At 69.4% G+C, this 26,733-nt stretch carries 25 protein-coding genes and 1 pseudogene; 18 read left to right on the top strand and 8 right to left on the bottom strand.

Annotated features, from left to right (window positions below; translation table 11 throughout):
• Nucleotides 1–332, top strand: a 332-nt coding sequence (locus tag GKO32_RS31850) for a carboxylesterase family protein (protein ID WP_154760615.1), incomplete at its 5' end; no start/stop codon positions are given.
• Between the two features lie 302 nt (nucleotides 333–634).
• Here the strand turns inward: GKO32_RS31850 and GKO32_RS31845 are convergent.
• Genes GKO32_RS31845 through GKO32_RS31835 form a run of 3 tightly spaced genes read right to left on the bottom strand, consistent with a single transcriptional unit; the run spans nucleotide 635 to nucleotide 3,749 of the window.
• The gene (locus GKO32_RS31845) at nucleotides 635–1,477 is read right to left on the bottom strand and encodes a carbohydrate ABC transporter permease (RefSeq protein WP_154760614.1); all 843 of its coding nucleotides are present in this window, start codon (nucleotides 1,475–1,477) and stop codon (nucleotides 635–637) included.
• Between the two features lie 8 nt (nucleotides 1,478–1,485).
• Entirely contained in the window at nucleotides 1,486–2,451 is a 966-nt protein-coding gene (locus GKO32_RS31840; protein ID WP_154760613.1) for a carbohydrate ABC transporter permease, read from the bottom strand.
• Nucleotides 2,448–3,749 (bottom strand): ABC transporter substrate-binding protein, encoded by a 1,302-nt coding sequence (locus GKO32_RS31835; protein ID WP_154760612.1) that lies wholly within the window; start codon nucleotides 3,747–3,749, stop codon nucleotides 2,448–2,450. Before GKO32_RS31835 ends, GKO32_RS31840 begins: the two co-directional genes overlap by 4 nt.
• Nucleotides 3,750–3,922: 173 nt before the next feature.
• Here GKO32_RS31835 and GKO32_RS31830 point away from each other — a divergent pair, with 173 nt between their 5' ends.
• Nucleotides 3,923–4,762 carry an IclR family transcriptional regulator gene (locus GKO32_RS31830; RefSeq protein WP_166459796.1) on the top strand — a complete coding sequence of 280 codons (840 nt, stop codon included), beginning with the start codon at nucleotides 3,923–3,925 and terminating at the stop codon, nucleotides 4,760–4,762.
• Here GKO32_RS31830 and GKO32_RS31825 read toward each other — a convergent pair.
• The 3 genes from GKO32_RS31825 to GKO32_RS31815 are packed head-to-tail and all read right to left on the bottom strand — an operon-like array spanning nucleotide 4,759 to nucleotide 9,073.
• Entirely contained in the window at nucleotides 4,759–6,417 is a 1,659-nt protein-coding gene (locus GKO32_RS31825; protein WP_154760610.1) for a dihydroxy-acid dehydratase domain-containing protein, read from the bottom strand. The genes GKO32_RS31830 and GKO32_RS31825 overlap by 4 nt on opposite strands.
• 2 nt (nucleotides 6,418–6,419) lie before the next feature.
• Nucleotides 6,420–7,325 carry a dihydrodipicolinate synthase family protein gene (locus GKO32_RS31820; protein WP_154760609.1) on the bottom strand — a complete coding sequence of 302 codons (906 nt, stop codon included), beginning with the start codon at nucleotides 7,323–7,325 and terminating at the stop codon, nucleotides 6,420–6,422.
• Complete coding sequence (locus GKO32_RS31815; protein WP_154760608.1) at nucleotides 7,322–9,073, bottom strand: phytoene desaturase family protein; 1,752 nt, start codon at nucleotides 9,071–9,073, stop codon at nucleotides 7,322–7,324. Before GKO32_RS31815 ends, GKO32_RS31820 begins: the two co-directional genes overlap by 4 nt.
• Nucleotides 9,074–9,295: 222 nt before the next feature.
• Here GKO32_RS31815 and GKO32_RS31810 point away from each other — a divergent pair, with 222 nt between their 5' ends.
• The 8 genes and pseudogenes from GKO32_RS31810 to GKO32_RS40690 form a co-directional block, all read left to right on the top strand.
• On the top strand, nucleotides 9,296–10,330 hold the full coding sequence (locus tag GKO32_RS31810) for a zinc-dependent alcohol dehydrogenase (protein WP_154760607.1): 1,035 nt from the start codon (nucleotides 9,296–9,298) through the stop codon (nucleotides 10,328–10,330).
• On the top strand, nucleotides 10,327–10,965 hold the full coding sequence (locus GKO32_RS31805; protein ID WP_154760606.1) for a bifunctional 4-hydroxy-2-oxoglutarate aldolase/2-dehydro-3-deoxy-phosphogluconate aldolase: 639 nt from the start codon (nucleotides 10,327–10,329) through the stop codon (nucleotides 10,963–10,965). The genes GKO32_RS31810 and GKO32_RS31805 overlap by 4 nt, the downstream gene beginning before the upstream one ends.
• A gap of 5 nt (nucleotides 10,966–10,970) precedes the next feature.
• Nucleotides 10,971–11,924: a sugar kinase gene (locus tag GKO32_RS31800; protein ID WP_246245023.1), complete on the top strand. Its 954-nt coding sequence runs from the start codon at nucleotides 10,971–10,973 to the stop codon at nucleotides 11,922–11,924.
• On the top strand, nucleotides 11,921–12,805 hold the full coding sequence (locus tag GKO32_RS31795; RefSeq protein ID WP_154760604.1) for an SMP-30/gluconolactonase/LRE family protein: 885 nt from the start codon (nucleotides 11,921–11,923) through the stop codon (nucleotides 12,803–12,805). Before GKO32_RS31800 ends, GKO32_RS31795 begins: the two co-directional genes overlap by 4 nt.
• Complete coding sequence (locus tag GKO32_RS31790) at nucleotides 12,802–13,848, top strand: aldose epimerase family protein (RefSeq protein WP_154760603.1); 1,047 nt, start codon at nucleotides 12,802–12,804, stop codon at nucleotides 13,846–13,848. Before GKO32_RS31795 ends, GKO32_RS31790 begins: the two co-directional genes overlap by 4 nt.
• Nucleotides 13,849–13,897: 49 nt before the next feature.
• Nucleotides 13,898–15,421, top strand: a complete 1,524-nt coding sequence (locus tag GKO32_RS31785; protein WP_166459795.1) for an APC family permease — start codon at nucleotides 13,898–13,900, stop codon at nucleotides 15,419–15,421.
• A gap of 273 nt (nucleotides 15,422–15,694) precedes the next feature.
• On the top strand, nucleotides 15,695–15,928 hold the full coding sequence (locus tag GKO32_RS31780) for a hypothetical protein (protein ID WP_154760601.1): 234 nt from the start codon (nucleotides 15,695–15,697) through the stop codon (nucleotides 15,926–15,928).
• A pseudogene (locus tag GKO32_RS40690) lies at nucleotides 15,928–16,056 on the top strand (helix-turn-helix domain-containing protein); the annotation flags it as partial. The gene GKO32_RS31780 and the pseudogene GKO32_RS40690, both read left to right, overlap by 1 nt.
• Before the next feature lie 146 nt (nucleotides 16,057–16,202).
• Here the strand turns inward: GKO32_RS40690 and GKO32_RS31770 are convergent.
• Nucleotides 16,203–16,400 (bottom strand): hypothetical protein, encoded by a 198-nt coding sequence (locus tag GKO32_RS31770; protein WP_208024611.1) that lies wholly within the window; start codon nucleotides 16,398–16,400, stop codon nucleotides 16,203–16,205.
• Between the two features lie 25 nt (nucleotides 16,401–16,425).
• Nucleotides 16,426–17,061 (bottom strand): TetR/AcrR family transcriptional regulator, encoded by a 636-nt coding sequence (locus GKO32_RS31765; protein WP_312868898.1) that lies wholly within the window; start codon nucleotides 17,059–17,061, stop codon nucleotides 16,426–16,428.
• A 69-nt stretch (nucleotides 17,062–17,130) separates the two neighbouring features.
• Here GKO32_RS31765 and GKO32_RS31760 point away from each other — a divergent pair, with 69 nt between their 5' ends.
• From GKO32_RS31760 to GKO32_RS31725, 8 genes are all read left to right on the top strand, one after another.
• A complete protein-coding gene (locus GKO32_RS31760; protein WP_154760600.1) occupies nucleotides 17,131–19,173 on the top strand; it encodes an oxidoreductase in 2,043 nt (680 codons plus the stop codon).
• Nucleotides 19,170–20,183 (top strand): fumarylacetoacetate hydrolase family protein, encoded by a 1,014-nt coding sequence (locus GKO32_RS40315; protein WP_154760599.1) that lies wholly within the window; start codon nucleotides 19,170–19,172, stop codon nucleotides 20,181–20,183. Before GKO32_RS31760 ends, GKO32_RS40315 begins: the two co-directional genes overlap by 4 nt.
• Nucleotides 20,180–20,662: an SRPBCC domain-containing protein gene (locus tag GKO32_RS31750; protein WP_154760598.1), complete on the top strand. Its 483-nt coding sequence runs from the start codon at nucleotides 20,180–20,182 to the stop codon at nucleotides 20,660–20,662. The genes GKO32_RS40315 and GKO32_RS31750 overlap by 4 nt, the downstream gene beginning before the upstream one ends.
• Nucleotides 20,659–22,260 (top strand): benzoylformate decarboxylase, encoded by a 1,602-nt coding sequence (gene mdlC / locus GKO32_RS31745; RefSeq protein WP_312868897.1) that lies wholly within the window; start codon nucleotides 20,659–20,661, stop codon nucleotides 22,258–22,260. The genes GKO32_RS31750 and mdlC overlap by 4 nt, the downstream gene beginning before the upstream one ends.
• Before the next feature lie 26 nt (nucleotides 22,261–22,286).
• On the top strand, nucleotides 22,287–23,114 hold the full coding sequence (locus GKO32_RS31740; protein WP_154760597.1) for an SDR family oxidoreductase: 828 nt from the start codon (nucleotides 22,287–22,289) through the stop codon (nucleotides 23,112–23,114).
• Nucleotides 23,111–23,413 carry a putative quinol monooxygenase gene (locus tag GKO32_RS31735; RefSeq protein ID WP_154760596.1) on the top strand — a complete coding sequence of 101 codons (303 nt, stop codon included), beginning with the start codon at nucleotides 23,111–23,113 and terminating at the stop codon, nucleotides 23,411–23,413. Before GKO32_RS31740 ends, GKO32_RS31735 begins: the two co-directional genes overlap by 4 nt.
• A 281-nt stretch (nucleotides 23,414–23,694) precedes the next feature.
• The gene (locus tag GKO32_RS31730; RefSeq protein ID WP_154760595.1) at nucleotides 23,695–26,166 is read left to right on the top strand and encodes a hypothetical protein; all 2,472 of its coding nucleotides are present in this window, start codon (nucleotides 23,695–23,697) and stop codon (nucleotides 26,164–26,166) included.
• Between the two features lie 135 nt (nucleotides 26,167–26,301).
• Nucleotides 26,302–26,589 carry a hypothetical protein gene (locus GKO32_RS31725; protein ID WP_154760594.1) on the top strand — a complete coding sequence of 96 codons (288 nt, stop codon included), beginning with the start codon at nucleotides 26,302–26,304 and terminating at the stop codon, nucleotides 26,587–26,589.
• Nucleotides 26,590–26,733 lie beyond the last annotated feature (144 nt).

Here is a 26,733-nt window from a genome sequence, read left to right as displayed (position 1 = left end):
CGCCCGTCCCGCCCGGGCGGTACCGCGAGCAGGAGCTGCCCCGGCCACTCGGGGCGTTCCACGGCGCCTCGTTGTTCTCCACGTTCGGTGGTGCCATCGAGCCGGCCGACTGGGCCTGGACCCCCGCGGACGTCCGGTTTGCCGACACCGTCCGGCGTGCGTGGGCACACTTCGCCGAGCACGGCCGCCCGGCCGCCCCGGACCTTCCGGACTGGCCGGAGTTCGACGGTTCCCGGGCAATGGTTCTGCGTTCGGACGGCAGTGTCGTCGCCGAGGTGCCGGAGCGGCCCTACCTGGAGTTCTGGGACCGGTTCTACGGGCCGACGCCCTGACGGGCAGCGGCGGGTGAGGCCGATCGGCGAGCTGCCGAGAGAATGGGTAATGGCGTGGGCGCGTTCCCGGTGTGCGCAGGGGTCCCGCCTTCGATTTCGTGCCGGCCGCACCCGAAACACTGCGGCTCCTCGATGAGCATGGCAAGCCGATCAGGGTGGCCAGGCACAGCCCGATTCCCCCAGCAGGCACCGATCGCGTTGCGGATCGGTGAGCAGGGCCAAGACTGGCAGTACCTCCTGTGCGAGTTTCGGCGCCGCTGAGCCCATGCCACCGGCTCAACCGCGGCCGCCGAGCACGGTGGCTACTTCCCGATTCCCATCGTCAGGCCGCGAACCAGGTGACGTTGCAGGAGCAGGTAGACGGCGACGGCGGGTAGCGCGCTGAGCGTGGCACCAGCCATCAGGACCGGCAGGCTGGTCACCCGGCCGGCCGCGAGCACTCCGAGCCCGGTGGTGATCGTCCGGTGCTCCGGAGTTTGCAGGAACAGCAGCCCGACGAGGAGATCGTCCCAGATCTGGATGAACTGCAGGACGACGACCGCCGCGATCGCCGGACGTGCCATCGGCAGTGCGATCCGCACGAAGATCGATCGGTAGCTCAGTCCGTCGAGCAGCGCGGCTTCGATGAGTTCATCCGGGAGTTCCCGGAAGTACACGGTCATCAGAAACGTGGCGAACGGTGTCCCGAGCGCGGCATAAACCAGGATGGCGCTGGAATAGTTGTTGACGAGGCCGGCCTGAGACAGGTTGGCGAATTCGGGCAGGATGATCGACTGGACCGGCACCATCAGGCAGGCGATGATCGCGGCTACGACCGCTCCGCTGCCCCGATAGCGCAGCTTCGCGAAGCCGAATCCGGCACTGGTCGAGACCGCGACGATGATGGCCAGCGCCGCTATCGTGATGAGGGCAGAGTTCGCCATCTCCTGGCCGACCGGAAGCGCCTCGAACAACGCATGCCAACTGGCCAGTGAATGGCCCGAACCGGATTGGTACTGCGCGGACGTGCGCAACGACGAATCGACCATGTAGTACAGCGGATACAGCATGATCACGCCCAGCAGCAGCATGACCAGGAACAGCAAGCCGCGTTTGAACCGCCGTGCGGTCAGCGCCGCAGCGCGCGGCAACAGGGTAGTAGCCATGGGGTTCCTCAATTCCCCTTCGTCAGGAGACGGCCGATCGCGAACTGGATCACGGTGATCAGCGCGACCAGCCCGAACAGTACGACGCCGAGCATGGCGCCATAGCCGAAGTCGCCCTGGCTGAATGCTTGCTGATAAACGAAAAACTCCAGTGTTGTGGTCCCATTGCCGGGGCCACCGCCGGTCATGACGAAGATGAGACTGAACAATGCGGTGAAAGCCGTGACTATCGTGAGCACGGTGGCGAACTGAATGAAGCGTGCCATCTGCGGAAGCGTGATGCTGCGGAAGACCCGCAGCGGTCCCGCGCCGTCGACCCGGGCGGCTTCTTCCAATGCGGGATCCAGATTCGCCAGACCGGCTACGAAGATGATGGTATTCGGGCCGAGCTGGGACCAGACGAAGGTGACACCGACGGCGAGCAGCGCGGAGTGCTCGTGGGACAGCAGGTCCAGACGTAACGCATGCAGGCCGAGGTCGTCCAGCAGATGATTGAGCAGTCCGTCCTGGGCGAAGAAACGGCTGGCGAATGTTCCCGTGACGACCCACGAGATCGAGGCGGGGACGAAGTAGACGCTGCGGAAGAATTTCCACCCCGCGATGTGAGCGTGCAGCATGGTGGCCACGCCGAGCGGAACGAGTACGGCCACCGGCACGATCAGCAGGAGCAGCAGGTTGTTTCGCAGTACCTGCCAGAACGCGGGGTTGGCGAACAGGCGGCTGAGCGTGCCGGGACCGACCCAGCGGGCGGTGAAACCGTCCCAATCGGTCATGCTGTAGTACAGGGCCTGGCCGATCGGGACGACGAGCAGTGCCGCGACCACGGCCACGGCCGGCAGCGTCAACAGTGCGCCGGACCGGCCACGTTGGCGGTCCAGGCCGCTCCCTTGCCGTCGCCGGGGCCCGCCGGCCGTCATGGGGATGGTGTGATCGAGGACGTCGCCGGCCTGCTGCCGGCTGGGTGCGAGACTCACTTGTAGCTCCCGCGGCGATCGGCAGGCAGGCTGTTGAGCGTGTCGTTCATGGCTGACAGAGCCGTGGCCGGCGGGGTGTTGCCCGCGAGCACCGAGGGCAGTGTCTTCGAACCCACATCGACCACCTCGGGCTGTACCACGTTGTCGAGCATCGGGTATCGCCGGTACCCACCCGTCGCGGCGAAGTCCAGCATCTGCTGGGCCAGCGGGTCCGTCACGTGATAGCCGTCGACGTTGGGGATCAGGCCGTCTTTGGCGATGATCGCGCTCGCCTGGGGAGTGGCCAGGAACTCCAGGAATTTCGCCGCCTCGGCCTTGTGAGCCGACGACTTGGTGATGGCGAAACCGTCGCCGGAGTACTCGACGACGTTTGTGGCCGGCGCGGTGGTGAATGGCGGTACGAAGGGGGCCACGTTGCCGCCGAGCGCCTTCTCGAAATCACCGAGGTCCCACGTGCCGTCGATGATCATTGCGGCCTTGCCGGATGTGAAGTCGGTGAGGTTGTCGGTCTTGGTCAGCACGTCCTTGTTCGTGCAGCCACGCCGGGACAACTGGGCCCAGTGGTCCAACTGGTCGCGCAGAGCCGGTGATGTCCAGGGAGTCCGGCCACTGTAGAGGTTCTGCAGTTCCTCCGGCCGGGCGACGCCGGCGACCAGGTAGCTCATGTCATACCAGGGCAGGAACTCCGCGCCCAGCGCCTGCCCGCCGTTGCCGTAGACCAGCGGCTCGATGCCTGCCGCGGTCAACTTCGCGCAGGCGTCGTACAACTCGTCCCAGGTACGCGGCACCGAAGCCACACCCGCCTTCTGGAACAACGCCTTGTTGTAATAACCGATGTAGAACTGGTCGTCCATCGGCATCACCAGGGTGCCCTGGCTCGTGTCGAAACCGGGCGAAGTGTATTCCAGCCCCTTCTGCCCACTCAGTGCCGACTGCGGCACGAGATCTTTCAGATTCACCAGGAGGTTCTGGTATTTGAGGGCGAACAAGCCGGTCCACATGACCGCGAGATCAGGACCGGAATGGGAGATGGTGGCCGATTGCAGCAGCGGAAAGTAGTTGTCTGCAGGCTGGCTGACGACGTTGATCTTGATATCGGGATTCGCCGTTTCGAACGCTTTGACGAGATCGCCGGTCGCGGTCGCGTTGGCTTCAGTGCCGTAGTTGTGCCACAGGGTGAGCGTCCCACCCGCCGCGTCCCCGCCGGACCCACAGGCGGCGAGCGCGGCCGCTCCGACGATGGCCGCGGTCAGTGAGGCGAGGTGACGTAGAGGCGCCCGGAGACATCCGCCGATCATAATGAACTCCTTTGTTCGCGTAGACCGAACGAGAATCGGCTATAGCGAACAGATGCTTTCACCTTGCCGGGCGCGGTGTCAACGTGCACGGGTCGAACTTGAGCAGTCGTTACGAAGAGCCAGGGAAGAGGTACGTATCGGCGCGTGTGCGGCATGGGCATACAATGTTCGGTGTGTCAGAGCTTGAATCGGAAGCCCCCGCCCGAGAGGGCAAGTACGTTGTCCAGAGCGTGGCGCGTTGTCTGCGCCTGCTGGAACTGCTCGGGACGCACACTGCGGACGGGCTGTCCGTGACCGAGGCGGCCCGGCTGCTCGGTGGGTCGAAGAGCGCGACCTTCGCGCTGTTGCAGACGTTGATCGTCGATGACTTCGTCGTCGAAGTGTCTCCGGGCCCGCGATACCGCCTCGGACCTGCCATCCTGCGGCTGGCCGACAGCCACGTCCGTTCGCTGCCGCTGATCGAGGCGGTCCGGCCGGTCATGCGGGCGTTGACCACGGAAACCGGCTGGACCTCGCGGTTGGCGGTATTCGAACACGGGCACGCCGTCTTCATGGACCGTGTCGACGCCGGCGGCACGATCAGGTTCTTCACCCCGCTCGGCCGACGCGAGCTGCCGCATCGGAGCTCGGCCGGCAAGGCCATGCTGGCCACGCTCCCCGAGACGCAGGTCCGCGCGATCATCGCCGAAACCGGGCTGCCCCAACGTACCCGGCAAACGATCACGAACCTCGACGCGTTGATGGAAGACCTCGCGCTGATCCGCGTTCGCGGATTCGCCGTCGACGACGAGGAGGACGACGAAGGCGTGCTGTGCGTCGGTGCCGCGTTCGCTGACCGCGACGGCACGTGCGCCGCCGCGGTCAGCATCACGGGCCTGAAGAGTGGCGTGCCGGCCTGGCGCATTCAGGAACTGGGCCGGCTGGTACGGGCCCATGCCGACAGGATGGCCGAGGTCATCGGCGGACAGCCCGGCCATCCGTATGCCGCGCCGGGAAACGGCGCGGCAGGCTAGCTCCTGCCGATGGTGGGCTCGACGAAAGTGAGTTCACCATCGTCGCGGGGCACCAGGAAATCCAGGTCCGCACCGCGGTCGGCTTGCAGCACGTGCCGCTGGTAAAGGGCCGGCCAGCCGCGTCTGTGCACTGTGGACGGTCGAGGCAGGGAGGCAAGGCGGCCGGCGATCTCTTCGTCGCTCAATGCCACGCTCAGCTTGCCTGCGAACGCGTCCACAGTGATCAGATCACCGTCGTGCACCGCCGCGAGCGGGCCGCCCACGGCGGCTTCCGGTGCCACGTGGAGTACGCAGGTGCCGAAGCTGGTGCCGCTCATCCGCGCGTCGCTGATCCGGACCAGGTCGGTGACCCCGCGCCGGGCCAGCTTCTTCGGGATCGACATCATTCCCCATTCCGGGAACCCGTCCCCGCCTCGTGGCCCGCATCCGGTGAGCACGAGCACCGAGTCCTCGCGGACGTCGAGATCGGGATCGTCGATGCGCGCGAGCAGATCGTCATGGCCGTGGAACACGACCGCCGGACCGGTGTGCCGGAGCAGCCTGCCGTCGGTTGCCGCGGTCTTGACCACCGCACCGTCCGGGGCCAGATTTCCGCGCACGACGGCGAAAGCCGGCAGCGTGGTGACGGGGGAGTGCGGCGCCCGGATCACCGGGGTGTCCGGCGCCACACCGGATTCGAGCGCCGACAGCACGGCCTGGATTCCCCCGGCCGCGTCGAAGGCCGCGATGGTGTGCCGTCCGATCGGCTGCACGTCGGCGAGTACCGGCACCGCCCGCGCGGCTGCCGCGAGATCGTCCAGGCTCAGCCCGATCCGGCGGCGGCCCGCGATCGCGATCAGGTGCACGATCGCATTGGTGGAACCGCCGATCGCCGCCAGGGCCCGGAGCGCCCGCTCGAAGGCCGCCCTGGTCAGCTTCGCTCCGATGGTCTCCCCGGCGCGCGTCATCCGCACGATCCGCGTGCCGGCGTCATAAGCCAGCTCCGACAGTCGTGCGGAGCCGCTCGCCAGCGTGCCGGCGCCCGGCAGCATCACCCCGAGAACCTCGGCCATCATCGCCATCGTCAGCGCCGTGCCCATCACGTTGCAGGCGCCGGCACTGCAGCCCAGCGCCCGCTCGAGCGCCTGCCATTCGCCGTCGTCGAGACGTCCCGCGCGGCGCTCGGTCCAGTACGACCACAGGTCCGTGCCCGCGCCGACCTCCCGCCCCCGGAACAGCCCTGGCCGCCGGTAGCCGCCGCTGATCTGCAGCGCCGGCAGGTCGGCGCTGGCCGCGCCCATCAGCTGGGCGGGAATCGTCTTGTCACAGTTGCCGAGCAGCACCACCCCGTCGATCGGGTTCGCCCGCAGGGTTTCCTCGACTTCCATGGCCATCAGGTTGCGGTACAGCATGGCGGTGGGCTTCATCAGATCCTCGCCGAGAGACATGGTGGCGAGTTCGACGGGGATCCCGCCGGCGTCGAGAACTCCTTGCCTTGCTTGCTCCGCGAGCTCGGTCAGCGGGGCATTGCACGGGTTCAGCCCACTCGTCGAGTTCAGCAGCCCGATGACCGGCCGCCCGCCGTCGGCCGGCGTGCCCGCGGCATGCATCGCCGCCCGGTGCTCGACCCCGACCTCGTCGTCACGCCGGAACCACTTGTCACTACGCAACACCATGGTCAGCCACGGTAGCCAGCGGCGGTCGCGAGCACGTCATAGAGCCGGTCGACCTCCCGGGCCGTCTGTTCGTCGAGCAGGTAGCCGACCGGGCCGCGCGCGATCGCCTGCCGGATGACACCCTGGCGCACCAGCAGATGCTTCTGCACGGCGACGAAGGAGTCGAGGCTGTTCTGCAAGGAGACCAGCGCGCTCATGGGCCCCTGAAGAGTGTCCACAGTGGACTGGTCGCCGGTCTCCAGCGCGTGCCACAGCCGGGACAGCGCCCAGACGATGTCCGGACCCGGCATGGTGCCGGTGATCCCGCGCCGGTGACTGTCCACAAGCGCCAGACCGCCGGTGCCCTCGTACACCTTCGCCGCGCCATCGGTCGCGGCGAGCAGGCTGGACAGCCGCGGCCCGATCGGCTGGGCCTCGGGTTTGAACAGCACCCGGTCGCCGAACGCCCCGAAGAGACGGGCCTGCAGCTCGATACTGAGGGGACGGCCCAGATAACCGCTCGCGTCCTGGACCACGACCGGCACGTCGACGGCGTCGACGATGGCGGAGAAGTAGCCGAAAAGCTGATCGTCGTCGCAGGCCGTGCCCATCGGCGGGATCGCCATCACGGCGTCGGCACCGGCGGCGGCGGCCTGCCGGGCGAAACCGGCGGCCGTATGCGTGCTTTCCGCGCCCACACTGGTCGTGACGGTGACCCGGCGCGCGACCGCCTTGCACGTAAGGGTCGTCAGCTGGGCGCGCTCGTCCTCGGACAGCCGCAGGACCTCCGACACCATGCCGAGCACCACGCCGTGCGCGCCGTTGTCGATGACGAAGTCGATCTGCCGGTGCAAGCTCTCCTCGTCGATCGACCCGTCTTCGGCGAACGGGGTGGCCAGGACGGGCAGCACGCCGGTGGGGATGGTCATACGGTGTCGCTCCTGTCGAGAGTGGACGGAAACGGGGTGGGTCCGGGCAGCGGGATCCGGGTGATCCGGCCGAGTAGCGAGTCGAAGACCGGTTGCCGCGCGACCTCGTAAGCGAGCCTGCGGCCGAGCCGGTTCATGGCGACCCGGTCGGTGAAGCGGGCCCGGGGGATATGCGCGGGCGGGTCGAGTTTCGCGAGCGCCTGATCCTGCAGGATGCGGTAGGCGGCGTTGTGCCCGCTGGCGCCCATGACCCCGCCGCCCGGATGGGTTCCGGCGCCACACAGGTAGTAGCCCTCGATGGGAGTGGCGTACTCCGCGAGCTCGGGCACCGGACGGCCGCTGAACAGCTGGTCGTCGAACATCGCCGCGTGGAAGATGTTCCCGCCGCTGAGCGACCATTCGTCTTCGAGATCCTTCGGCGTGATCACATGCCGGTCCAGGATGTGCGCCTTGAGGTTGGGCGCGTAGTCGCACAGGCGGTCCACGATCAGGTCCGCCCAGGACTCCTTCGCCGCCGCCCACCCGCCTTCGGTGGCCAGTTCCCCTGGCAGCTGCTGCACGCCGAGGGTCAGGGTGTGCAGCCCGCGCGGCGCGAGCGTCGGGTCCGTCGCGGATTGGATGACCGCTTCGATCGCGTAGTCCTCGGCGAGTACGCCCGCCTGCTCGGCCCGCCAGGCTTTTTCGAAGTTCTCCACCGAGGCGCCGAGCATCTGGTGCCCGAGGTGCTGCGGGCCGAGCCCGGCCGGAAGGCCAAGGTAGGCCGGGAGTTCGTCGATCAGCAGGTGGATCCGGGCCATCGAACCGCGCTGGTCGATATTCGCGATGCGCGCACGCAGGCCCGGGTCGAGATCGGCCGGGTCGAGAAGGCCGAGGACGGACCGGACCGGGTCGGCGTTCGAGGCCACCACGCCGGTGGTGAACTCCTCGCCGGTGTCCAGTGCGACGCCGGTGACGCGGCCGTCCTTGGTCAGTACCCGCGCCACCCGCGCGGAGGTGCGGATGGTCACGCCGTAGTGCCGCGCCGAATCGGCGAGTGCCTGGGTGAAGCCGCCCATCCCACCCCGGACGAATCCCCAGACACCGAACTCGCCGTCGAAATCGCCCGAGGAGTGATGGCCGAACACGTAGGAGGTGCCCGGTGTCGAGGGTCCGGCGAAGACCGACACCATCCCGTAGAACGTCAGAAATCCTTTGATCAGGTCGTTTTCGAAGAACCCGCCGATCAGGTCGCGCGTCGAGGATTCGAAGAAGTCGCGGTAGAGATCCAGTTCGCGGTTGCGCTCGAATTCGGCGCGGATCTGCGCGCGGCTCGGGGGAGCGGACAGCAGCCACGGCCGCATGTAGTCGCCGAAGCGGCGAAGCCGGGCGCCCCACTCGACGAAGTTCCTGGCGTCGGCGCGGGAATGCTTCCTGATTTCGCGCACCGTATCGGCCACCCGCTTGTGCAGGAACAGATGCCGGCCGTCGCGGAACATGGCGAAACCCATCGTCGCCGGGCTGTACATGTGGAATCCGAACTTGCGCAGTTCCAGATCCGCCACGATCTCCGGCCGGATCATGTCGGCGATGAACGCGCAGGAGGACCACTTCGCGCCCGGGATCAGTTCTTCCGTCACCGCCGCACCGCCCACGACGCCGCGTGCTTCCAGGACGAGTACCGACTTTCCGAAGCGGGCCAGGTAGTTGGCGGTGACCAGGCCGTTGTGACCGGCCCCGATGACGATCGCGTCGTAATGTCGAGTGGTCAAGGCGACTCCTCCCTGCGCTGACGCGCTCTGTTCGTGTCTACCGAATGCTAGTCACGTAGGCCGAACGATAGCACGGCATGGTGCAGGTTCGATATCGATCGGTTGACCTCCTGTGCAGATCAACGACCGAGGACAAGACCGTTGCGCGACAGCGGAGCGCATTGCTAGCGTGTTCGCTATGAAGGATTGGTATTCGGTACTCACGAACAACGTGGGTCTTGCATGACGGCCCCGCACGGGCCGGCGCTGGTCGTGCGCGGCCCGCACGACCTGGTCGTCGAGCAGCGCACCGCTCCCGCACCGGGCCCCGGTCAGCTACTCGTCACGCCTTCGCATGTCGGGCTCTGCGGCACCGACCTGGAGATCATCGACGGTGACCTCGACCCGGCCTATGTGTCCCTGCCGCTGGTGCTGGGACACGAGTGGTCCGGCCGGGTGGCCGCGGTCGGTGCGAACGCCGACGACTCGTTGGCCGGCGCCCCGGTCGTCGTCGAGGGTGTGCTGGCCTGCGGGGTGTGCCGCGAGTGCCGTCGCGGGGCCACCAACCTGTGCACCGACTACGACGAACTGGGCTTCACCACCGACGGCGCGCTGGGGCCGGGCGTCGTCGTTCCCGCGCATCTGGTGCACCGGCTCGCAGCGGACGTCCCGGTCGAGGCCGGTGCCCTGGTCGAGCCGGCGGCGGTCGTGCTGCGGGGCCTGCGCGAGATCCGGCCGGTGCCAGGAGACCGCGTACTGGTGATCGGTGACGGGACGGTCGCTCTGCTCGCTGCGATGCTGGTCAGGCTCTGGTCGCCGGCACATGTCACGATCGCCGGCCGCCGTGCCGAGCAATCGGAACTGGCTCACACGTCCCATGCCGACGCCTTCACCACCGGCGACCCCGAGCGGGCGGCGTACGACCTCGTCGTCGAAGCGGCCGGCAGCACGGCGGCGGTCGAGACCGCGGTACAGGCCGTGCGCCGGGGTGGCCGGGTGCTGGTGCTGGGGATCGCCGGGCATGGCCAGACGGCGCGTATCCCGGTCGATGATCTGGTCAACAACGACATCACGCTCCGGGGCAGCTTCAGCTACACCGCCGCGTCGTGGGCCGAGGTGGTGCGCCTGCTCAACTCCGGCACGATCGATCCGCTGCCGCTGGTGACGCACCGGTTCGGCCTCGATGCGTTCGAGGAAGCGATCAAGATCTTGCGTGCCGGGGACGGCAGCCCGCGGGGCAAGGTCATGTTCGTCCTGGGCGAGGACGCGCCGCGATGAGCCCGCTGAGCCTCGCCGATCTGCGGACCCAGCGGTGTGTCGCGATCGCTCGCGGCGACCGGGCGACGTATTGCGCCGGCACCGCGAAAACGTTGGCGGACAACGGGATCCGCATCATGGAGTTCCCGCTGACCACGCCCGGCGTGCTGGCGGCGCTGCCCGAAGTGATCGATGCGGCCGGCGCGAGCGGATTCGTGGGCGTCGGCACCGTGGTCACCCGCGCCGAGGCGGAGGCAGCCGTCAAGGCGGGCGGTCAGTTCCTGGTGACGCCTGTCGTCGAACCCGACGTGATCGCGTTCGCCGTCGAAGCGCAGGTGCCGATCCTCGTCGGCGCCTGCACCCCGACCGAGATCCTCCAGGCTTGGCGGGCGGGGGCGACCGCGGTCAAGCTGTTTCCCGCCGTGACAGGCGGCCCGTCCCTGGTGCGGCAGCTGGTCACCGGCCCGTTCCCGTCGATCCCGTTGCTGCCCACCGGCGGCGTCTCACTCGGCGACGCGGCCGGCTACCTGAAGGCGGGTGCCATCGCGGTGGGCATGGGCGGGGCCCTGCTCGGCGACGTCCTGGCCACCGGGGCGTACGAGCGGTTGAGTGAGCGAGTGGCCCGGTTCCGCGCCGCGCTCGAAAGTGCCGGGTGAGCGGCATGGTGGCCTTACTGACCCTCGGCGAGGTGCTCGGCGTCGCCGGCACCCCCGTCGGGACTCCGCTTCGCACCGCGACGACGCTGCGGCTGTCCACAGCGGGCGCGGAGGCGACCGTCGCGATCGGGGTGCGCCGCCTGGGGCTGACGTCCGCATGGGTCGGGACCGTTGGTGCGGACGAGATCGGCACCAGGGTGCTCCGGGATCTCCGGGCCGAGAGTGTCGGCACCTCGTGCGCCCGCCGCGTCGCCGATGTTCCGACCGGGTTTCTCCTCCGTGATCACCGGACCCCTGACTTCACCTCCGTCAGCTACTACCGGCGCGGCCTGGCCGGCTCCCGGCTCGGCGCCGCCGACGTGCGCGCCGCCTTCGCCGCGGTCGAGGCCGTGGACATGCTGCACGTCACCGGTATCACGCCCGCGCTGAGTGAAAGCTGCCACGAGGCCGTCCTGGCAGCGGTCCGGATCGCCGCTGAAAGGGGAGTGACGGTGTCGTTCGACGTCAACTACCGGAGCACGCTGACTTCACGCGCGACGGCCCGGTCGGTCGCCGCGGAGCTCCTCGGCCAGGTGGACATCCTGTTCGCCGGGGACGACGAGCTCGATCTGCTCACCGACGAAACCGACCCCCGTGCGGCCGCGGCGAGCCTGCTGGCCCGCGGACCGTCCGAAGTGGTCGTCAAACGCGGAGCCGCCGGGGCCATCGCCGTCACTCGCGGGAGCGAGCCGCACGAAGTGGCGGGGCACCGGGTCGTCGCGACGGACGTCATCGGCGCCGGAGACAGCTTCGTCGCCGGTTATCTCGCCGCCCGGCATCGCGGCGCGGATCTCGCGACCCGGCTGGCCTGGGGCACGACCTGCGCCGCCTGCACCGTCGGCACCACGGGCGACTGGGCGGGACTGCCGGACCTCGACGAAATCGAACGCCGTGCCCTGCCGGAGGTGACTTTCCGATGAAGGAGTACATCGCCGAGCAGGCGACCACCAGCACCTACTCGCTGGCCGAAGGACCGTTGTGGGACCACCGCACCCAGGAACTGTTCTGGGTGGACATTCACCAGGGCGACGTCCACCGCGGCACGCTGGACGGCAGCCGGATCGTCCCCGTCGAGCGCTGCCATGTCGACGTGACCGTGGGCGCCGTCGCGCTGGGGCACGGCGGACTGCTGGTCGCGGGTCATCAGCAGGTGCTCGAGCTGAGCGCCGACGGCACGGTCGGACGCGTCGCGCGGCTGGTACCGGAAGGACAGCAGCGACGGCTCAACGACGGCAAGACCGATCCGGCGGGCCGGTTCCTGGTGGGCACGCTGAACCTGGGGGCGGACGGTCCCGAGACGCTGTACCAGGTACGGGCCCCGGGCGACGCGGTCGTCGTCGACGACGACCTTGGCATGTCCAACGGCCTCGGCTTCTCACCGGACGGCACGCTCATGTACTCCGTCGACACGGGAAAGCAGGTCGTCTGGCGCCGCCCGTACGACGCCGGTCCGGGCACGTGGGGCCGGCGGGAGGTCTTCGCGCAGATCCCGGACGGTTCCCCGGACGGTCTGTGCGTGGACGCCGCGGGCGGAGTCTGGCTGGCCGTGTGGGGGACCGGGCAGGTCCGAGGCTTCGGACCGGACGGGCGGCAGTACGCGGTCGTGCACGTCGATGCCCCCTACGTCTCGTGCCCCACGTTCGCCGGACCCCGGCTGGACACCCTGGTGATCACCACCGCCATCGACGATCTCGACGAACACAGGCGAGCACAACATCCGCACTCGGGTGCGCTGTTCACCGCGCACGTCGACGCGATCGGTCTGCCCGCCATTCCTTTCACCCCAACAGGAGAGTCATGATCGAGCACCGCACCGAGTCTTTCGACGGGACCGACGTCGACCTCGTCACCATCCACAATGGACCGTGGAAGGCCGTCGTGACCAACCTGGGCGCGCGCCTGACCGAACTGCACGTCCCCGGCAGGAACGGGGAGACCGCCGACGTCGTCCTGCAGCGTCCCACCTTGAAGGAAATGGCTCACGACGACAACTACTTCGGTGCCACCGCCGGGCGCTACGCCAACCGGATCCGCAATGGACGGTTCACTTTGGACGGTGCCGAAGTTCGGCTGGGGATCAACGAGGGGCAGAACCATCTGCACGGCGGGATCACCGGTTTCGACCGCTTCCGGTGGCAGACCCACGTCGATCACCAGATGGATTCGGTGCGGTTCAGCCGGATCTCGCCGGACGGGGAAGAGGGCTTTCCCGGCAACCTGGATACCCGTGTCACCTACACCCTCGCGCCGCCCGCGCTGCTCATCGAAATCCGGGCCACGGCCGATGCGAGCACGATCGCCAACATCGTCAACCACGCGTATTTCAACCTCGGCGGCCACGACTCCGGCACCGTGCTCGACCATGTCGTGCGGATGCGCAGCTCGTTCTACACTCCGGTGGACGACGAACTGCTCGCCACCGGTGAGGTGCGCACTGTCGAGGCGACGCCGTTCGATTTCCGCACCGCGACGCCCATCGGTGCCCGGCTGGACCAGATCCACAACGGGGCCGCAGGGCGGCAGACCGACCGCTCAGCCGGCTATGACCACAACTTCGTGCTCGACGGCACCGGGATGCGCGAGGTGTTCGAAGCCACCGATCCGGCCAGCGGGCGCCGGCTGATCCTGTCCACCGACCAGCCGGGGCTGCAGTTCTACACCGGCGGATATCTCCATGGTGTGACGGCCAAACCTCCGCTCGAGGCGTACCCGGCCCATGCGGGGTTCACTCTGGAGACCCAGACGTTCCCCGATTCGCCGAACTTCGCGCATTTCCCGTCGCCGCGGCTCGATCCAGGGCAGACCTACCAGAACTCGATTCGCCTGGAATTCGCCACGGTTTGATCCCGTTCCCCCCGATACGTTCGCTATCCAAGGAAGAGTAGTGATCGTCATGTCCAGTAAGGACTCCGCCGCCCCCGGCCGGCTTCGCAGCGGTAGCGTGGGCGTCGGACATATCGTGTTCTTCGTCGTTTCGGCCGCCGCGCCGCTGTCCGGTGTGGTGCTCGGGGTGCCGGTCGTCATCGGCCTCGGCAACGGCCTCGGGGCGGCCGGGACCTTCGTCATCGTCTCGCTCGTCCTGCTGTTGTTCTCGGTCGGATACACCGCGATGAGCCGCCGGGTCGTGAACGCGGGCGGGTTCTACACCTTTGTGGCGCAAGGACTCGGCCGGGTTCCCGGGCTCGCCGCCGCGACGTTCGCGATCTTCTCCTACACGGCGATCCAGGCGGGCATGTTCGGCGCGCTCGGCGCTTACGTGAACCCGCTTGTGCACGAGTACGTGGGCCTCGATATACCGTGGTGGATCTACTCGCTGATCGGTACGGCCGTCTGCTGGGTGCTGGGCGTGCGGCGGGTGCAGCTGGGCGCCAAGGTGCTCGGCGTGATGCTGGTGCTGGAGACGTCACTGATCTTGGTGCTCGACGTCGTCGTGTTCGTCACCGGCGGGGCCTCGGGCGGCGGGCCGGCCGGGCTGTCCTGGGAACCGTTCGATCCCAAGACCATTTTCGCCGGTGCGATGGGGATCGCGATGGTGTTCGTCTACACCTCGTTCATCGGTTTCGAGGCGACGGTCATCTACGGTGAGGAAGCCGTCAACCCCCGCCGGACCGTGCCGCGCGCCACCTATGTCTCGCTCATCGTGATGGGCATCTTCTATGCCGCGTCCACCTGGCTGATCATCAACTCGTTCGGGATCGGCGCGGTCATCGGCATCGCACAGCAGGACCCGGGCAACTTCGCGGCGCAGTCCATCGAACACACCCTCGGCCGGGGCGCGGTGGAGATCATGAACGTGCTGATCGTGACGAGCATCTTCGCCGCGGTGCTGGCCTTCCACAACACCCTTGCCCGCTACCTGTACGCGCTGGGGCGCCAGGGCCTGCTCTGGGGTGGGCTCGGCCGGACCCACGCGCAGCGGCAGTCACCGCACGTGGCCTGTGCCGTGCAGGCCGTCTCGGCGGCTCTGTTGATCGTCGTGTTCGCGGCCACGGGAGCGCCGCCGTACACCGGGCTCTACGTCTGGGCCACCGGCGTCGGCGCGATCTGCATCATCGTGCTGCAAGCCGTTGCGTCCGTGGCGGTGTTCACCTACTTCCGCCGGAATGCGGTGGACAACCGGCCGTGGCAGACGTTCGTCGCACCGGCGCTGAGCGTGCTCGCCCTGGTGTCGCTCGCGGTCGTGTCCTTGAGCAACTTCAGCCTCCTGGTCGGCGACCCCGGGCCGATCGCCGTCGCGGCGCTCGCCGCGCTGCCCGTACTCGCCGCACTGGCCGGGGCCGGCCGCGCACTGTGGCTGCGCCGGAACCGCCCCACCCAATACGCGAAAATCGGTGCGACGCAAGACTTCCTGCCCGAATCCGCCTCGCAACCCGGTCCTCAGCCCGGGAGCACGTCGGGGTTAAGAAACCCACGCTGAACGGCCAGTACGGCGTCCGGGTCGCCCTGGGTGAAGGGGTAGTCGACCATCACGTTGCCGGGCCAGTCATCCTCGGGTGGCGGGCTGGTCAGCGCCACCGAGGCCGACTTTTCACGAGGTTGTGAGCGATGTACGCGGTAGGCAGCGCCGGCGCGAGGGAAGCGTGGACGAAGACTGTCTCGCGCCTGCACGGGCGGCTGAGTATCCCCGCTCCCGCGGAGCACACCGGAGAGCCGCCTGCTGGCCAGGGCGCGGTGGTTCGACCATCGTCCGATGGTGTTCGAAGGGCGCCGCGGCCTGGGCAGGGTCGCGTTCGATCTTCTCCGCACCGTGGTGGCAGAGCGCGACGCGCCGGCCGCCACGGACTTCGACGCCGCGTGTGAGCGAGCCGTCGACCTCGCTCGCCTCGCCGGTTCCGGTGCCCGCGACGCCGGCCACAGTCATCGATCCGAGGTGCGCGCGACCATCCGCCGCGTCGTCGCCGACCACGCTATCTGCAGGCCGTAATGCGGGATGAGGGCCTGACGCTGAGCGAGCTGATCCGCAACGCGCGGCTGGATGTGGCTCGCCGGCGGCTGGAGCAGGAGCCGGGCGTTCCGGTCGGCAGGATCGCCGCGGAATGCGGTTTCGGCAGCCATGCCGCGTTCACCACCGCCTTCGGGCGCCGGTCCGGGATGACGCCCGGCGAGGTCCGTGGTGGCCAGGCCGGATCGGCCGGTTACCAGGCCGGCGTTCGCGGGAGACCGGTGACGGGAGCCGGCGCTTGTCCACGGCGACGATGTCACGCCGGCTCCCCGGGCCAACTTTCGATCTCGACCAGTTGCGTGCCGAGGTTTTCACCGGTGAACAGTCCGCGCAGGGCATGCGGCGCGTGCTCGAGACCCTCGACGACGTTGATCTGGTTGGTGATCTTTCCTGCGGTTTCCGACGCCGCGGGCCTGCTCGGCGACCGTGGCTCCCCACCGGAGTCAGCGAGCACAGGGGCTTCGTGGCGCGCTGTCCCGCTAGCGTCGCTCTCGGGATGCTCGCGGCTCGTCGGTGGCACCCAGGCCGCGGGCCAGGACCGTGACGAGGCGTCGAAGCTGCTGGCGGTAGGCGGTGGGGGTGACGGTGGGGTCGTCCTTGGCGCCACGGGCGGCGTCGTAGAAGAGCGTCGCGGCGAGCGCCGGGCTGAGTGCGGCGGTCGTCAGAACGAGCTGACCATCGGCCTCGGCGTCAGCCAGGAGGCGCTCGAGGAGGCGTAGCGAGCGCTTGTGAGCCTCCTGGTTGATGTCGCCGCAGACGCGGTTGTTCTCGTCCAGGAACTCGGCGCCGTGCTTGGTCGAGGCGGTGAGCGTGACGAATGGGACGAAGCGCGCGGCGAGCGCGGCGTAGAGGCGGTCGGCGATCGGCTGGGCGGGGTCGACCGCGGCCTCCATCGCCGCGAGGTGCTCGTCGTGAAGCTCGCTGACGATGGTCCGGAACACCTCTTCCTTGGAGGCGAAGTGCGCATACACGGTCGGGCGCGAGACGCCGGCCGCGGCGGCGATCGCCTCGATCGAGGTCCTGCGCAGCCCTTCGGCCATGAACTGCCGGCCGGCAGCTTCGAGGATCGCGGCGCGTGCGCGGGCACCGCGCAGAGGGGTCATGTGTGGGGCCACGGCAGTGATCGTAGCGGCAGGCTGGACCACGTTCTTGACAATTTTGGCAAATCTGTAAACAATCAAGCCATGTTTGTAAAACACCCTGACTACCCGACGTTGCTGTCGCCGTGGTCGATCCGCGGGCATGAGCTCCGCAACCGCGTGGTGTTCCCGCCGACCTGCCCGACATGGGTCGACAACCCGTGGTCGGGGCGCTTCACCGACCAGGCGGTCGCCTACTACCGCGAGCGTGCGGCCGGTGGGGTGGGGTTGGTGATCATCGGGGCGACGCACGTGCACCCTTCGTCGCTGGCCGCGCCGCTGGCGATCGGCTCGATCTACGACGACCGCGCCATCGAGCCGCTGGCCCGGGTCGCCGAGGCGGTCCACGCCGAGGGCGCCAAGCTGGCCATCCAGCTGCTGCACACGGGGGTGCGGTCGGCGCTGGCCTTCAAGCAGGACACGCGCTTCGACCCCGACGCGGAGTGGTACTCGCGCGCTCCCTCGCAGATCCCGCTCGGCGAGACGCCGGGCTCGCTAACGCCCAAGGCGATGGACGACGCCGAGATCGAGGAGATCATCACGGCCTTCGGCACCGCGGCGGAGCGCGCGGCGGCCGCGGGGCTGGACGGCGTCGAGTTCCACTTGTCACACGGCTACCTGCCGTGGCAGTTCTTGTCGCCGCTGTACAACCACCGCGACGACGCCTGGGGCGGCGACACCGAGCGCCGGTTGGCGTTCCCGGTCCGATGCCTGGACGAGATCCGGCAGGCGGTGGGTCAGGACCGGTTCGTCGGCTATCGCATCAACTCCACCTCGTTCTGGCCCGGCGACCTCGAGACCCCGGACATCGTCGAGGTCGTCCGGCAGCTCGAGGCGCGCTGCGACGTCGACTACGTCTCGGTCTCGGCCGGGGTCCACCACGCCTTCATCCACACGCCGATGCACTTCGAGCAGGGCTGGGAGCGTGACCTGGCCTCGCCGATCACGGAGGTCTCCAGCAAGCCGGTGCTGATGGTGGGGCGGATCACGGAGCCCGGCGTCGCCGAGCGGATGCTCGTCGAGGGCCACGGCGACGCCGTCTGCCTCGGTCGCCAGCTGTTCGCCGACCCCGACTGGGTGCAGAAGGCCGTCGAGCGCCGTCCGCAGGACATCCGCCGCTGCGTAGCGGCGAACCTGTGCTGGAAGACGGCGATGCAGAGTCGGCGGGTCCAGTGCGTCTACAACCCTGCGATGGGGCGCGAGGCGGCCTGGGGGCGCGGCACGCTGACCCGCGTAGCCGACCCCAAGAGGGTCCTCGTGATCGGCGGCGGCCCGGCGGGACTGGAGTACGCCCGCGTGGCGTCCGCTCGTGGCCATCAGGTGACCGTCGTCGAGGCCGCGGCGGAGGTCGGCGGCCACGCCCTGCTGCAGTCGCGGCTTCCGACGCGCCAGGAGTACGGGCGCGTCGGGCGCTGGCTGGGCGAGCAGGCCGCCGGCAACGGCGCCGACATCCGGACCGGTGTGCGAGTCGACGAGGACACCCTCGACGGCCTGTTCGACGAGCTGGCGCCCGACCACGTCGTCTTGTCCACCGGCTCGCGCGCCGTGCGCGACGGTTTCCAGGGCTGGACGGCGAAGCCTGTGCCCGGCTGGGAGACCGGGCGGACCGCCGGCTGGGACGAGGTCGCCGAGGGCACCGTCGTGCCCGAGGGGCGGGTGGTCGTCGTCGACGATCAGTCCGACGTCATCGCGCCACTGACCGCAGTGCTGCTGGCCCAGCGCGGCGCCGAGGTGGCGCTGGTCACGCGCTGGCCGATGGTCGGGATGGAGACGGTCCTCGACGTCTACCTGGAGTGGATCTACCCGCAGCTCTACGCCGCCGGCGTCGAGATGATTCCCGACCACTTCATCACCGCGATCGACGGCGACCGCGTCACGCTGTCGCTCATCCACGACCACTCCGGGCAGACGACGCGCCAGCTGGCCGCCGACTGGGTCGTGATGGCGACCGCGCGGCGCTCGCAGGACGCGCTGCGCGCGCCGCTGCAGCAGCGCGGCATCTCCTTTGAGGTGATCGGCGACGCCGTCGCGCCGCGCGGGACCTATGAAGCCGTCTACGAAGGCCACCGACAGGGGCGCAAGCTGTGAGACTCCGAGTTGTTGCAGGTCAGCGCGGCGAAGGCGTCGCGCTCTGGGATGCCCCGCGCGACCGCTGGCTGCCGCTGCGCGACGCGCTGGCCCATCGCGCCGCCGCCGACGCCGGCGTCCGTGCGCTCCTGAGCGACGTGCAGGACGATATGATCGCGTTCCTGGCCGGCGGCACCGCGGTCCGCGAAGCGGCTCTCCGCCTCGCCGAGCGCCTCGCCGACGAGGCCTTCGCCGCCGACCTGACGCCGCGGCTGCCGTTTGCAGCGCGCTCGCTGCGCCCGTTCCTGCTTTCGCCGCGGCACTCCGAGGGCGTGGCGCGGGGCATGGCCGCGCGGTACGCGCCAAGCGAGGTCCTCCGCCAGGCCGAGGAGCACGAGCGCGCCACGGGAGAGACGTTCCCGGGCTTCCGCCCGCGGCCGCTGATGCTGAGCCTGCCGCTGCTCTACCAAGGCAACCACAACGCCTTGGTCCCGAGCGGCACGCCGATCGCGGTGCCGCCCTACGGGCACGACATCGACTTCGAGCTGGAGCTCGGGTTCGTGGTCTGCCGGGATGTACGCGACGCCGACCCCGAGGAGTGCCGCGAGGCGATCGGCGGCCTGGTGATCCTCAACGACGTGTCCTTGCGCGACACGCAGTGGGAGGAGATCCACGGCAGCCCGCTGGGGCCGGTGCAGAAGTGCAAGAGCTTCACCACCGCCATGTCCAGCGAGGTCCTGACTGCCGACGAGGTCCTCGACGACCTGGCGTCGCTGACCGGCGACGTCGACGTCGACGGAGAACGCTGGGCGTCCGGCCGCGCCGACGACTTCGCCCACCCGCTGGAGGTCTGCCTCGCGCGCGCCTGCGCGGGGGAGACCGTGGTCGCGGGCGAGCTGTTCTCGACCGGGACCCTCGCCGGGTGCAGCGGCATCGAGCTCGGCCGCCTGCCCCAGCCGGGGGCGACCGTTGCCTTGACCGTGCCGCGCATCGGCACCCTCGCCAACCGATTCGGAGGAGTCTCCGCATGAGCACCATCCGCTGGCCCGCCGGCCACACCCCCGACGGCGCGGCGATCCACGTCGTCAACACGGGCACGACCACGGCCCCACCCGAGGCCGTGTGGACGTGGCTGATCCGCCCCGACCACTGGGCGGAGTACTACGGCAACGTCAAGAAGGTCAAGCACATCTCCGGGCCGTGGCCGGAGGTCGCCATCGGCTCCACGTTCAGCTGGATGACGTTCAACACCAGGGTCACGACCAAGGTCACCGAGTTCGATCCCTACGCCCGCCTCGCCTGGACGGGCGGCGGGCTGGGCTCGGTCGGCCACCACGCCTGGCGGTTGACGCCCACCGGCGACGGCCGGACGGAGATCCACACGGAGGAGACCCAGCGCGGCGCGGCGTCCAGGCTCTTCGCGCCGATGCTCCGCCGCAACATGCGCACCTGGCACCAACGCTGGGTCGACGAACTCGCGGTGATCGCCGCGGGCGGACGGCGGCCGTGACCACCGTCCGCGCGGCGGCCTATGACCTGCTGCGCCGCCACGGCATCACCACCATGTTCGGCAACCCCGGCTCGACCGAGCTGCCGATGCTCGCGGACTTCCCGCAGGACTTCCGCTACATCTTGGCGCTCCAGGAGGCCGTGGCCGTCGGGATGGCCGACGGCTACGCACAGGCCTCGGGCACTGTCGGCCATGTCAACCTGCACACCGCCCCCGGCGTCGGCAACGCGATGGGCGCGCTGTTCAACGCACAGGCCAACAGGACGCCGCTGCTGGTGACCGCCGGCCAGCAGGTCCGCGCGCAGATCACGATGCAGGCCAACCTCACGAACGCCGACGCGACGCAGGTGCCGCACCCGTTCGTGAAGTGGAGCTTCGAACCGCCGCGCGCGCAGGACGTCCCGGCCGCGCTGGCGCGAGCGATCCACCACGCCGCGCTCGCGCCGTCCGGGCCCGCGTTCGTCTCGGTGCCGATGGACGACTGGGCGGCGGAGGCCGATGACGGGGCCGTCGCGCGACTGCTCGCGCGGGACCTCGCCTCGCGTGCGGGCGCCGAGCCGGAGGTCGTGCGGGCGCTGGCCCGGCGGCTGGAGGAGGCGTCCGCGCCGTGCCTGGTCGCAGGACCCGGCATCGACGCCGCGGGCGCCTGGGACACCGCCGTCGCGCTGGCCGAGAAGCTGCGCTTGCCGGTCTTCGCCTCCCCGGCCACCGGCGGCGGCCGGCTGGGCTTCCCGGAGGACCACCCGAGCTTCCAGGGCGTGCTCCCGCCGGCGCTCGGGCCGCTCGGCGCCACGCTGGAGCCCTACGACCTCGTGCTCTGCGCCGGCACCTCGGTGTTCCCGTACTACCCCTACATCCCGGGTCCGGCGCTGGCCGACGAGACCAGGTTGGTGGCCATCACGAACGACCCGTCCGAGGCCGCCCGCGCACCAATGGGTGATGCGGTCGTCGCCGACGTGCGGCTGACGCTGGAGGCGCTCCTGGCGGAGGTGCGTGAGACGAGCGGGCGCCCGCAGCCGAGTCCGATGGGCCCCCTGCCGGCCCTGGACGACAGCACCCCGCTGTCGTCAGCACGCGTCTGCGCGACGCTGGCCGACGTCCTGCCCGACGACGCGATCGTCGTGCTGGAGGCCCCGACCGCGACGGCCGCGTTGCGCGCGCGCCTGCGCATCGGGCGCTCCGCGTCGTACTGGTTCGGCGCGGGCGGCGGGCTGGGCTTCGGCCTCAGCGCGGCGCTCGGCGTGCAGCTGGCCCTCCCGGAGCGGCGCGTGGTCTGCGTGCTCGGCGAGGGCAGCGCGCAGTACGCGATCACCGCGTTCTGGACGGCGGCGGCCTACGCCATCCCGGTCACGTTCGTGATCCTGCGCAACGACGAGTACGGGATCCTCAAGTGGTTCGCCGCGCTGGAGTCGGTCTCCGCCGTGCCCGGCCTGGACCTGCCGGCGCTCGACGTGCGCGCGACCGCTGCGAGCTACGGCGTGCCGGGCACACACGCCAACGGCGGCGCCGAGGATCTGCGTACCCAGCTGCTCGACGCCCTCGCGACCGCCGGCCCGTCGCTGGTCGAGGTCCCGGTGGCGCCGGGAATTTCGCTCTGACGTCATCACCAAAGGAGAAGATCACCATGTCCAACATCCTCATCACCGGCTGCAGCAGCGGCTTCGGACAGCTCATCGCACTGGCCCTCGCGCGGCGCGGCGACCGCGTCTTCGCGACCGCGCGCCGGCCGGAGGCGGTCGACGACCTCGCCGGCCGCGCGGAGGGCCTGCCGCTCTCGGTGCACCTGCTCGATGTCACCGACGCCGCGTCGATCAACCGGGTCGTGGCCGAGGCCGCCGGTGAGGGCGGGATCGACGTCCTGGTCAACAACGCCGGCTACGCGCTGCGCGGACCCGTCGTGTCGCTGCAGGACGACGAGGTCGCGCGCCAGCTCGACACCAACGTGGTCGGGATCGTCCGGATGGTCCGCGCCGTCGTGCCGCACATGCGCGAGCGTGGGGGCGGCACGATCGTGAACCTCTCGTCGGCGGCCGGCCTGGTCGGCATCCCGTTCGAGGGCGCCTACGCGGCCAGCAAGCACGCGGTCGAAGGCCTCTCCGAGACGCTGCGATTCGAGCTGGCCGCTGACGGCATCGCGGTCGCGCTGATCGAGCCGGGCGCCTTCGACACGGGCTTCTTCGACAACGTCACCGAGTCGCGCGGCTTCGGCGCAGACCATCCCGACCGCCCCGTCTTCGACCACTACCACGAGCGCATGATGGCCGTCGGCGGCGCCGGCCGCGCGGCGCCCCAGCCGGTCGTCGACGCCGTCCTGGCGGCGATCGACCACCCGGACGGGCCGTTCCGCCGTCTGGTGGGCGACGACGCCGAGCTCGTCGTCCGGATCAAGCGAGAGCGCCCGTTCGCCGAGCTCGAGGCCGGCATGCGCGCGGCGATGGGGACGACCGCATGATCGTCGTCAGTGGCACCATGACGTTCGACCCTGCCTCCCACGACCGCGTGCTCGAAGCCGCACGCACGCTGACGCGCGAAACGCTGAGCGAGAAGGGGTGCGGGACCTACGAGGTCTGGGCCGACCCGGACCAGCGCGGTCGCTTCCGCCTCTTCGAGGAGTGGGACTCCCAGGAGTCGCTGACCGCCCACTTCGCCTCACCGCACTTCCAGGCGTTTGGTGGCCGGCTCGGCGAGCTGGGGATGGAAGCGATGGACGTCCACCGCTACATCGACCCCACGGTCGCCGAGCTGTTCTGATCGACTCAGATCTTGGGGGAGTAGCTCCGACCAAGGTAGGGGACAAGACGAGCCACCGTCCTGTCCTTTGCGGCGCCGCGTCGAACCCGTACCCCCGCGCCCGCACGGATCCGCAAGGGCGGCAAGGAAGACGAGCCCAGCGCGGCGCGTGGGGCGCCGGACCGTCAACACCGCGTGCGGACCCGGCAGCGGCTCATCAACATCGCGTCAGTGGCGCCCGCCCCGCCTGGTCTATCGGGTTGCATGAACTCGCTCCCCGACGGCCACGGCAGAGGACCGCGATGCATACCCCGAAGCGTTCCCGCTTCCGGCGAAAGACTGACTGGAAGCGGAACCGGGACGGCGCGGTGCCGAACATCGGGCATTTCCTCGAGGGCCTGGCCCAGGTGGCCGCGAGACAACTGCTGGTCATGCACGCGATCGACGACCTGCACGACGCCGTGCCGGACAGCTGGTTGGGCGCATTCGGCAGCGGCGCGCGGAGAGGGAACACCTCGAACAGCGAAGCGCCGGAGACATCCGCGATGGGACGGGCGCCGGAACTGACAGTCCCCCATGCTCCGGCGGGCACGGAACCGGGCGGCGACCACCGGGACGCGTTGTCTCCGGCCAGCAGCGCGGAGCGGGGCGAGCTTCGCGACGCCGCCGCCGGAGCAGCGGCGGCGGTCGCCGCGCTGGAACGGGAACTGCGCGCGGTGCTACCGCCGCACGACGGGACGGCGCGGGACTGCGTAATCCGGCTCGACGCCCTGCGCCGGCACTTCTACGGCAGTGCGCTCGCGACGCGCGACGACCTCGCTGTCGGATCGCCCTGGCGTGAACTCGAACTCGCCATCGCCGTCGGCGGCGTGTGGCGGCCGGTGCGCGGCTCGATCTCCGGTGTCGTCCGGCAGGTGCGCGAGCTCGGTCCTGGCGCGATGGCATTCGTGCTGACGAAGCCCCCCGGCGGCGAATCCCACGGGATCGGGCTGCGCAACCACGGCGGAACCGTGCTGTGGTTGGAAACCCAAGCCTCTCCGGGCTCTCGGGTGCGGACCGTACCGCCACCGCTAGTCGACGCCCGGGTGCTCGTGGTCGCCCCGACGGGCCGGGCGGTAACGCCGACCGGGGAACCGGCAGGGTCCGTGGACGGCCTTCTGCACCCCAGCACCAGCCTCGGCTACGGGTTTTTCGGGCGCGTGTTCGGGGGCCGGGCGAGCTCCGCGGCGCCCGTAGCGACCGGCTCGATCTTCGCCGCCCCAGGACAGACCGTTCGCGCCAAGGGCCTGGACGGCCGACCGATCACCGTGGCACTGCGCGACATCTTCTACCAGGTCACGCCGGGCAGCGGGCACGGTGTCGCGTTCACCCGGGACAGCAGCTTCCAGCTCACCGGCCGCTACCGCATCGCGATCAAAACACTGCCCGGCGAGACCGTGCACGACACCCGCGCGCGCACCAGCCGCCCTGGACCGGAACTCCGGCTCGACGGGGATTTCCACGTGCACGCCGAGGGAACTCCCGACGGGTTTGCGGTGCCACTGCGCAACGGCACCTCGGTGACCCTCGAACCGCGCGCCTTCGCCACGGTGCTCTCCCACATCGAACCACTGCGGACACTCGTCCAAGCAAAACCGGGCCTCAACTTGGTGCTGCTTTCCTCCGGCGACCACGACGCGAAGGACACCGCGCGCGGACTGTTCAAGGAGCGGATGGACGTGTCCATGCTCAGCAACGACGGCACGGTCTCTCAACTCCCCGATGGACGCTTCGCCGTCGCCGACAACCGAGGCTGGAGTACCTACAAGTCCGGTCCACGGTTCTGGCACCTGTGGCCGCAGCACCAACGGCTCGGCGTCTATTCCGAGGGCAACATCAACAACGTCATCTTCTTCGAGACGCACCTGCCGACGGCCACGTACATCCCCGACGCCGATCCCGGCGCCGAGGTCCCGCTGCAAGGCAGGAACAAGCATGGCGACGTCGTCGACTTCTTCCCGCACGAGGTCGTACGTATCGGCCTGACCAGTACCAGCACCGGGCGCCAACGCACCAATGGTCTGGACCTCACCGGCGACCACGAGGCACTGTTCCCGGACCTGGTGGGCAACCTCGACCAGATGACCCACGTCGTGCGGACGTTCCCCGGCGAAAGATCCCGCGACATCCGCCGCGCAGAATGGGACAAGCTGCGCGATCACGACCCCAACCGCCGGCTCGTGGAAGTACCGTGGCAGCCAGTAGAGCTGACCACCACCGACCCGGTGTCCCGACCCGGAAATGTTCGCGTCGGCCCCAACGTGATCATCGCGCATGGCCACTCGCGTGCCGTCGGAATCACGATCGAACGGGGCGGCAACCACAGGCGCCTCAGCGTCAGCGGCGACACCCTCGTCGGCCTGCTGGTGCAGCTGCCGGAGTTCCAGCAGATGTATGCCGTCAACCCGCACAGTCCCTTCCTTCTGCTCATCTGCGGCACCGCACAGGACGGCGCGCCAGTGCTCGAGGGAGCGGTGAAAGCGGCTCGGTACCTGACGCTGCCCAACACCTTCATCGGCGCCGGCAGCGACATCGTCGTGTACAAGCACAAGGATGGACCCCTCCTGTCAGTGATGGACAACGCAGGTTTCACGATCAGCTCCCGCGTCCATCGCCGCGAGCTCCTGAAGATCCACGCCCTCTACCAGGAATCGGAGTCGGCGGGGGACCCTGGAGCGCGACGCCCCGGCACCACGGAAATACCACTTGTCTCCCATGGACGAGGACTTCGCTAGCCCGCGGTACCGTCGCCGACTTCCCTCGTGGTCCGGTGAAGCGCAGAACTTTCATGGGAGGCGCGCGGGAAACCCGAAGCCGCAGCACGGCTCGGGGCCAGGCGCTTTCTGATCAACCACCCGACATTCGAGTTCATGCGGTGGTCCGACGACCTCGCGATGCCCTTGCGCACGCTCGATGTCCACCTCGAAGTCGGGTGCGTCGCCGACCTCGGAACGGCACCGTCGGCGAGCACCACCGCGCGCCTCGCTACCTTGTACCCGTCCTCGCTAATGATCTTCGGCAGCGACCTCGGGCATACCGATTACCCGTCCTACCGCGAAGGCGTGACCGCCTGGTACGAGGGCATCGAGCCGCACGTGGGAGCGACAGTGCTGGAGAAGATCATGACAACCAACGGACGGCACCTGCTCGACGGCTGACTGTCGCGCGCTGCCCTGGCTCGGCATCCGCCGGCCCGCGGACGTCATCCTCGCGGTAGCCAGGGGAGCCGCAGCCTCAGGCTGCGACGGAATCTGGGTCGCCGACCATTTTCATGACAGATACGGGGCCGGTTCACGTCATGG

The organism is Amycolatopsis pithecellobii, assembly GCF_009707865.1.
Lineage (GTDB): Bacteria > Actinomycetota > Actinomycetes > Mycobacteriales > Pseudonocardiaceae > Amycolatopsis_E > Amycolatopsis_E pithecellobii.
The sequence above is the reverse complement of the archived record's forward strand: the minus strand, read 5'-3'. Positions and strand labels throughout refer to the sequence as shown.

Bases quoted from the DNA above. Each gene is read 5' to 3' on its own strand.
- GKO32_RS31730 (WP_154760595.1), top strand. From the start codon at position 23,695: ATGCATACCCCGAAGCGTTCCCGCTTCCGGCGAAAGACTGACTGGAAG.
- GKO32_RS31740 (WP_154760597.1), top strand. From the start codon at position 22,287: ATGTCCAACATCCTCATCACCGGCTGCAGCAGCGGCTTCGGACAGCTC.
- GKO32_RS31785 (WP_166459795.1), top strand. From the start codon at position 13,898: ATGTCCAGTAAGGACTCCGCCGCCCCCGGCCGGCTTCGCAGCGGTAGC.
- GKO32_RS31735 (WP_154760596.1), top strand. From the start codon at position 23,111: ATGATCGTCGTCAGTGGCACCATGACGTTCGACCCTGCCTCCCACGAC.
- GKO32_RS31760 (WP_154760600.1), top strand. From the start codon at position 17,131: ATGTTTGTAAAACACCCTGACTACCCGACGTTGCTGTCGCCGTGGTCG.
- GKO32_RS31725 (WP_154760594.1), top strand. From the start codon at position 26,302: ATGCGGTGGTCCGACGACCTCGCGATGCCCTTGCGCACGCTCGATGTC.
- GKO32_RS31750 (WP_154760598.1), top strand. From the start codon at position 20,180: ATGAGCACCATCCGCTGGCCCGCCGGCCACACCCCCGACGGCGCGGCG.
- GKO32_RS31820 (WP_154760609.1), bottom strand. From the start codon at position 7,325: ATGACCATCCCCACCGGCGTGCTGCCCGTCCTGGCCACCCCGTTCGCC.
- GKO32_RS31800 (WP_246245023.1), top strand. From the start codon at position 10,971: ATGGTGGCCTTACTGACCCTCGGCGAGGTGCTCGGCGTCGCCGGCACC.
- GKO32_RS31810 (WP_154760607.1), top strand. From the start codon at position 9,296: ATGACGGCCCCGCACGGGCCGGCGCTGGTCGTGCGCGGCCCGCACGAC.
- GKO32_RS31780 (WP_154760601.1), top strand. From the start codon at position 15,695: ATGGTGTTCGAAGGGCGCCGCGGCCTGGGCAGGGTCGCGTTCGATCTT.
- GKO32_RS31835 (WP_154760612.1), bottom strand. From the start codon at position 3,749: ATGATCGGCGGATGTCTCCGGGCGCCTCTACGTCACCTCGCCTCACTG.
- GKO32_RS31825 (WP_154760610.1), bottom strand. From the start codon at position 6,417: ATGGTGTTGCGTAGTGACAAGTGGTTCCGGCGTGACGACGAGGTCGGG.
- GKO32_RS31845 (WP_154760614.1), bottom strand. From the start codon at position 1,477: ATGGCTACTACCCTGTTGCCGCGCGCTGCGGCGCTGACCGCACGGCGG.
- GKO32_RS31795 (WP_154760604.1), top strand. From the start codon at position 11,921: ATGAAGGAGTACATCGCCGAGCAGGCGACCACCAGCACCTACTCGCTG.
- GKO32_RS31790 (WP_154760603.1), top strand. From the start codon at position 12,802: ATGATCGAGCACCGCACCGAGTCTTTCGACGGGACCGACGTCGACCTC.
- GKO32_RS31805 (WP_154760606.1), top strand. From the start codon at position 10,327: ATGAGCCCGCTGAGCCTCGCCGATCTGCGGACCCAGCGGTGTGTCGCG.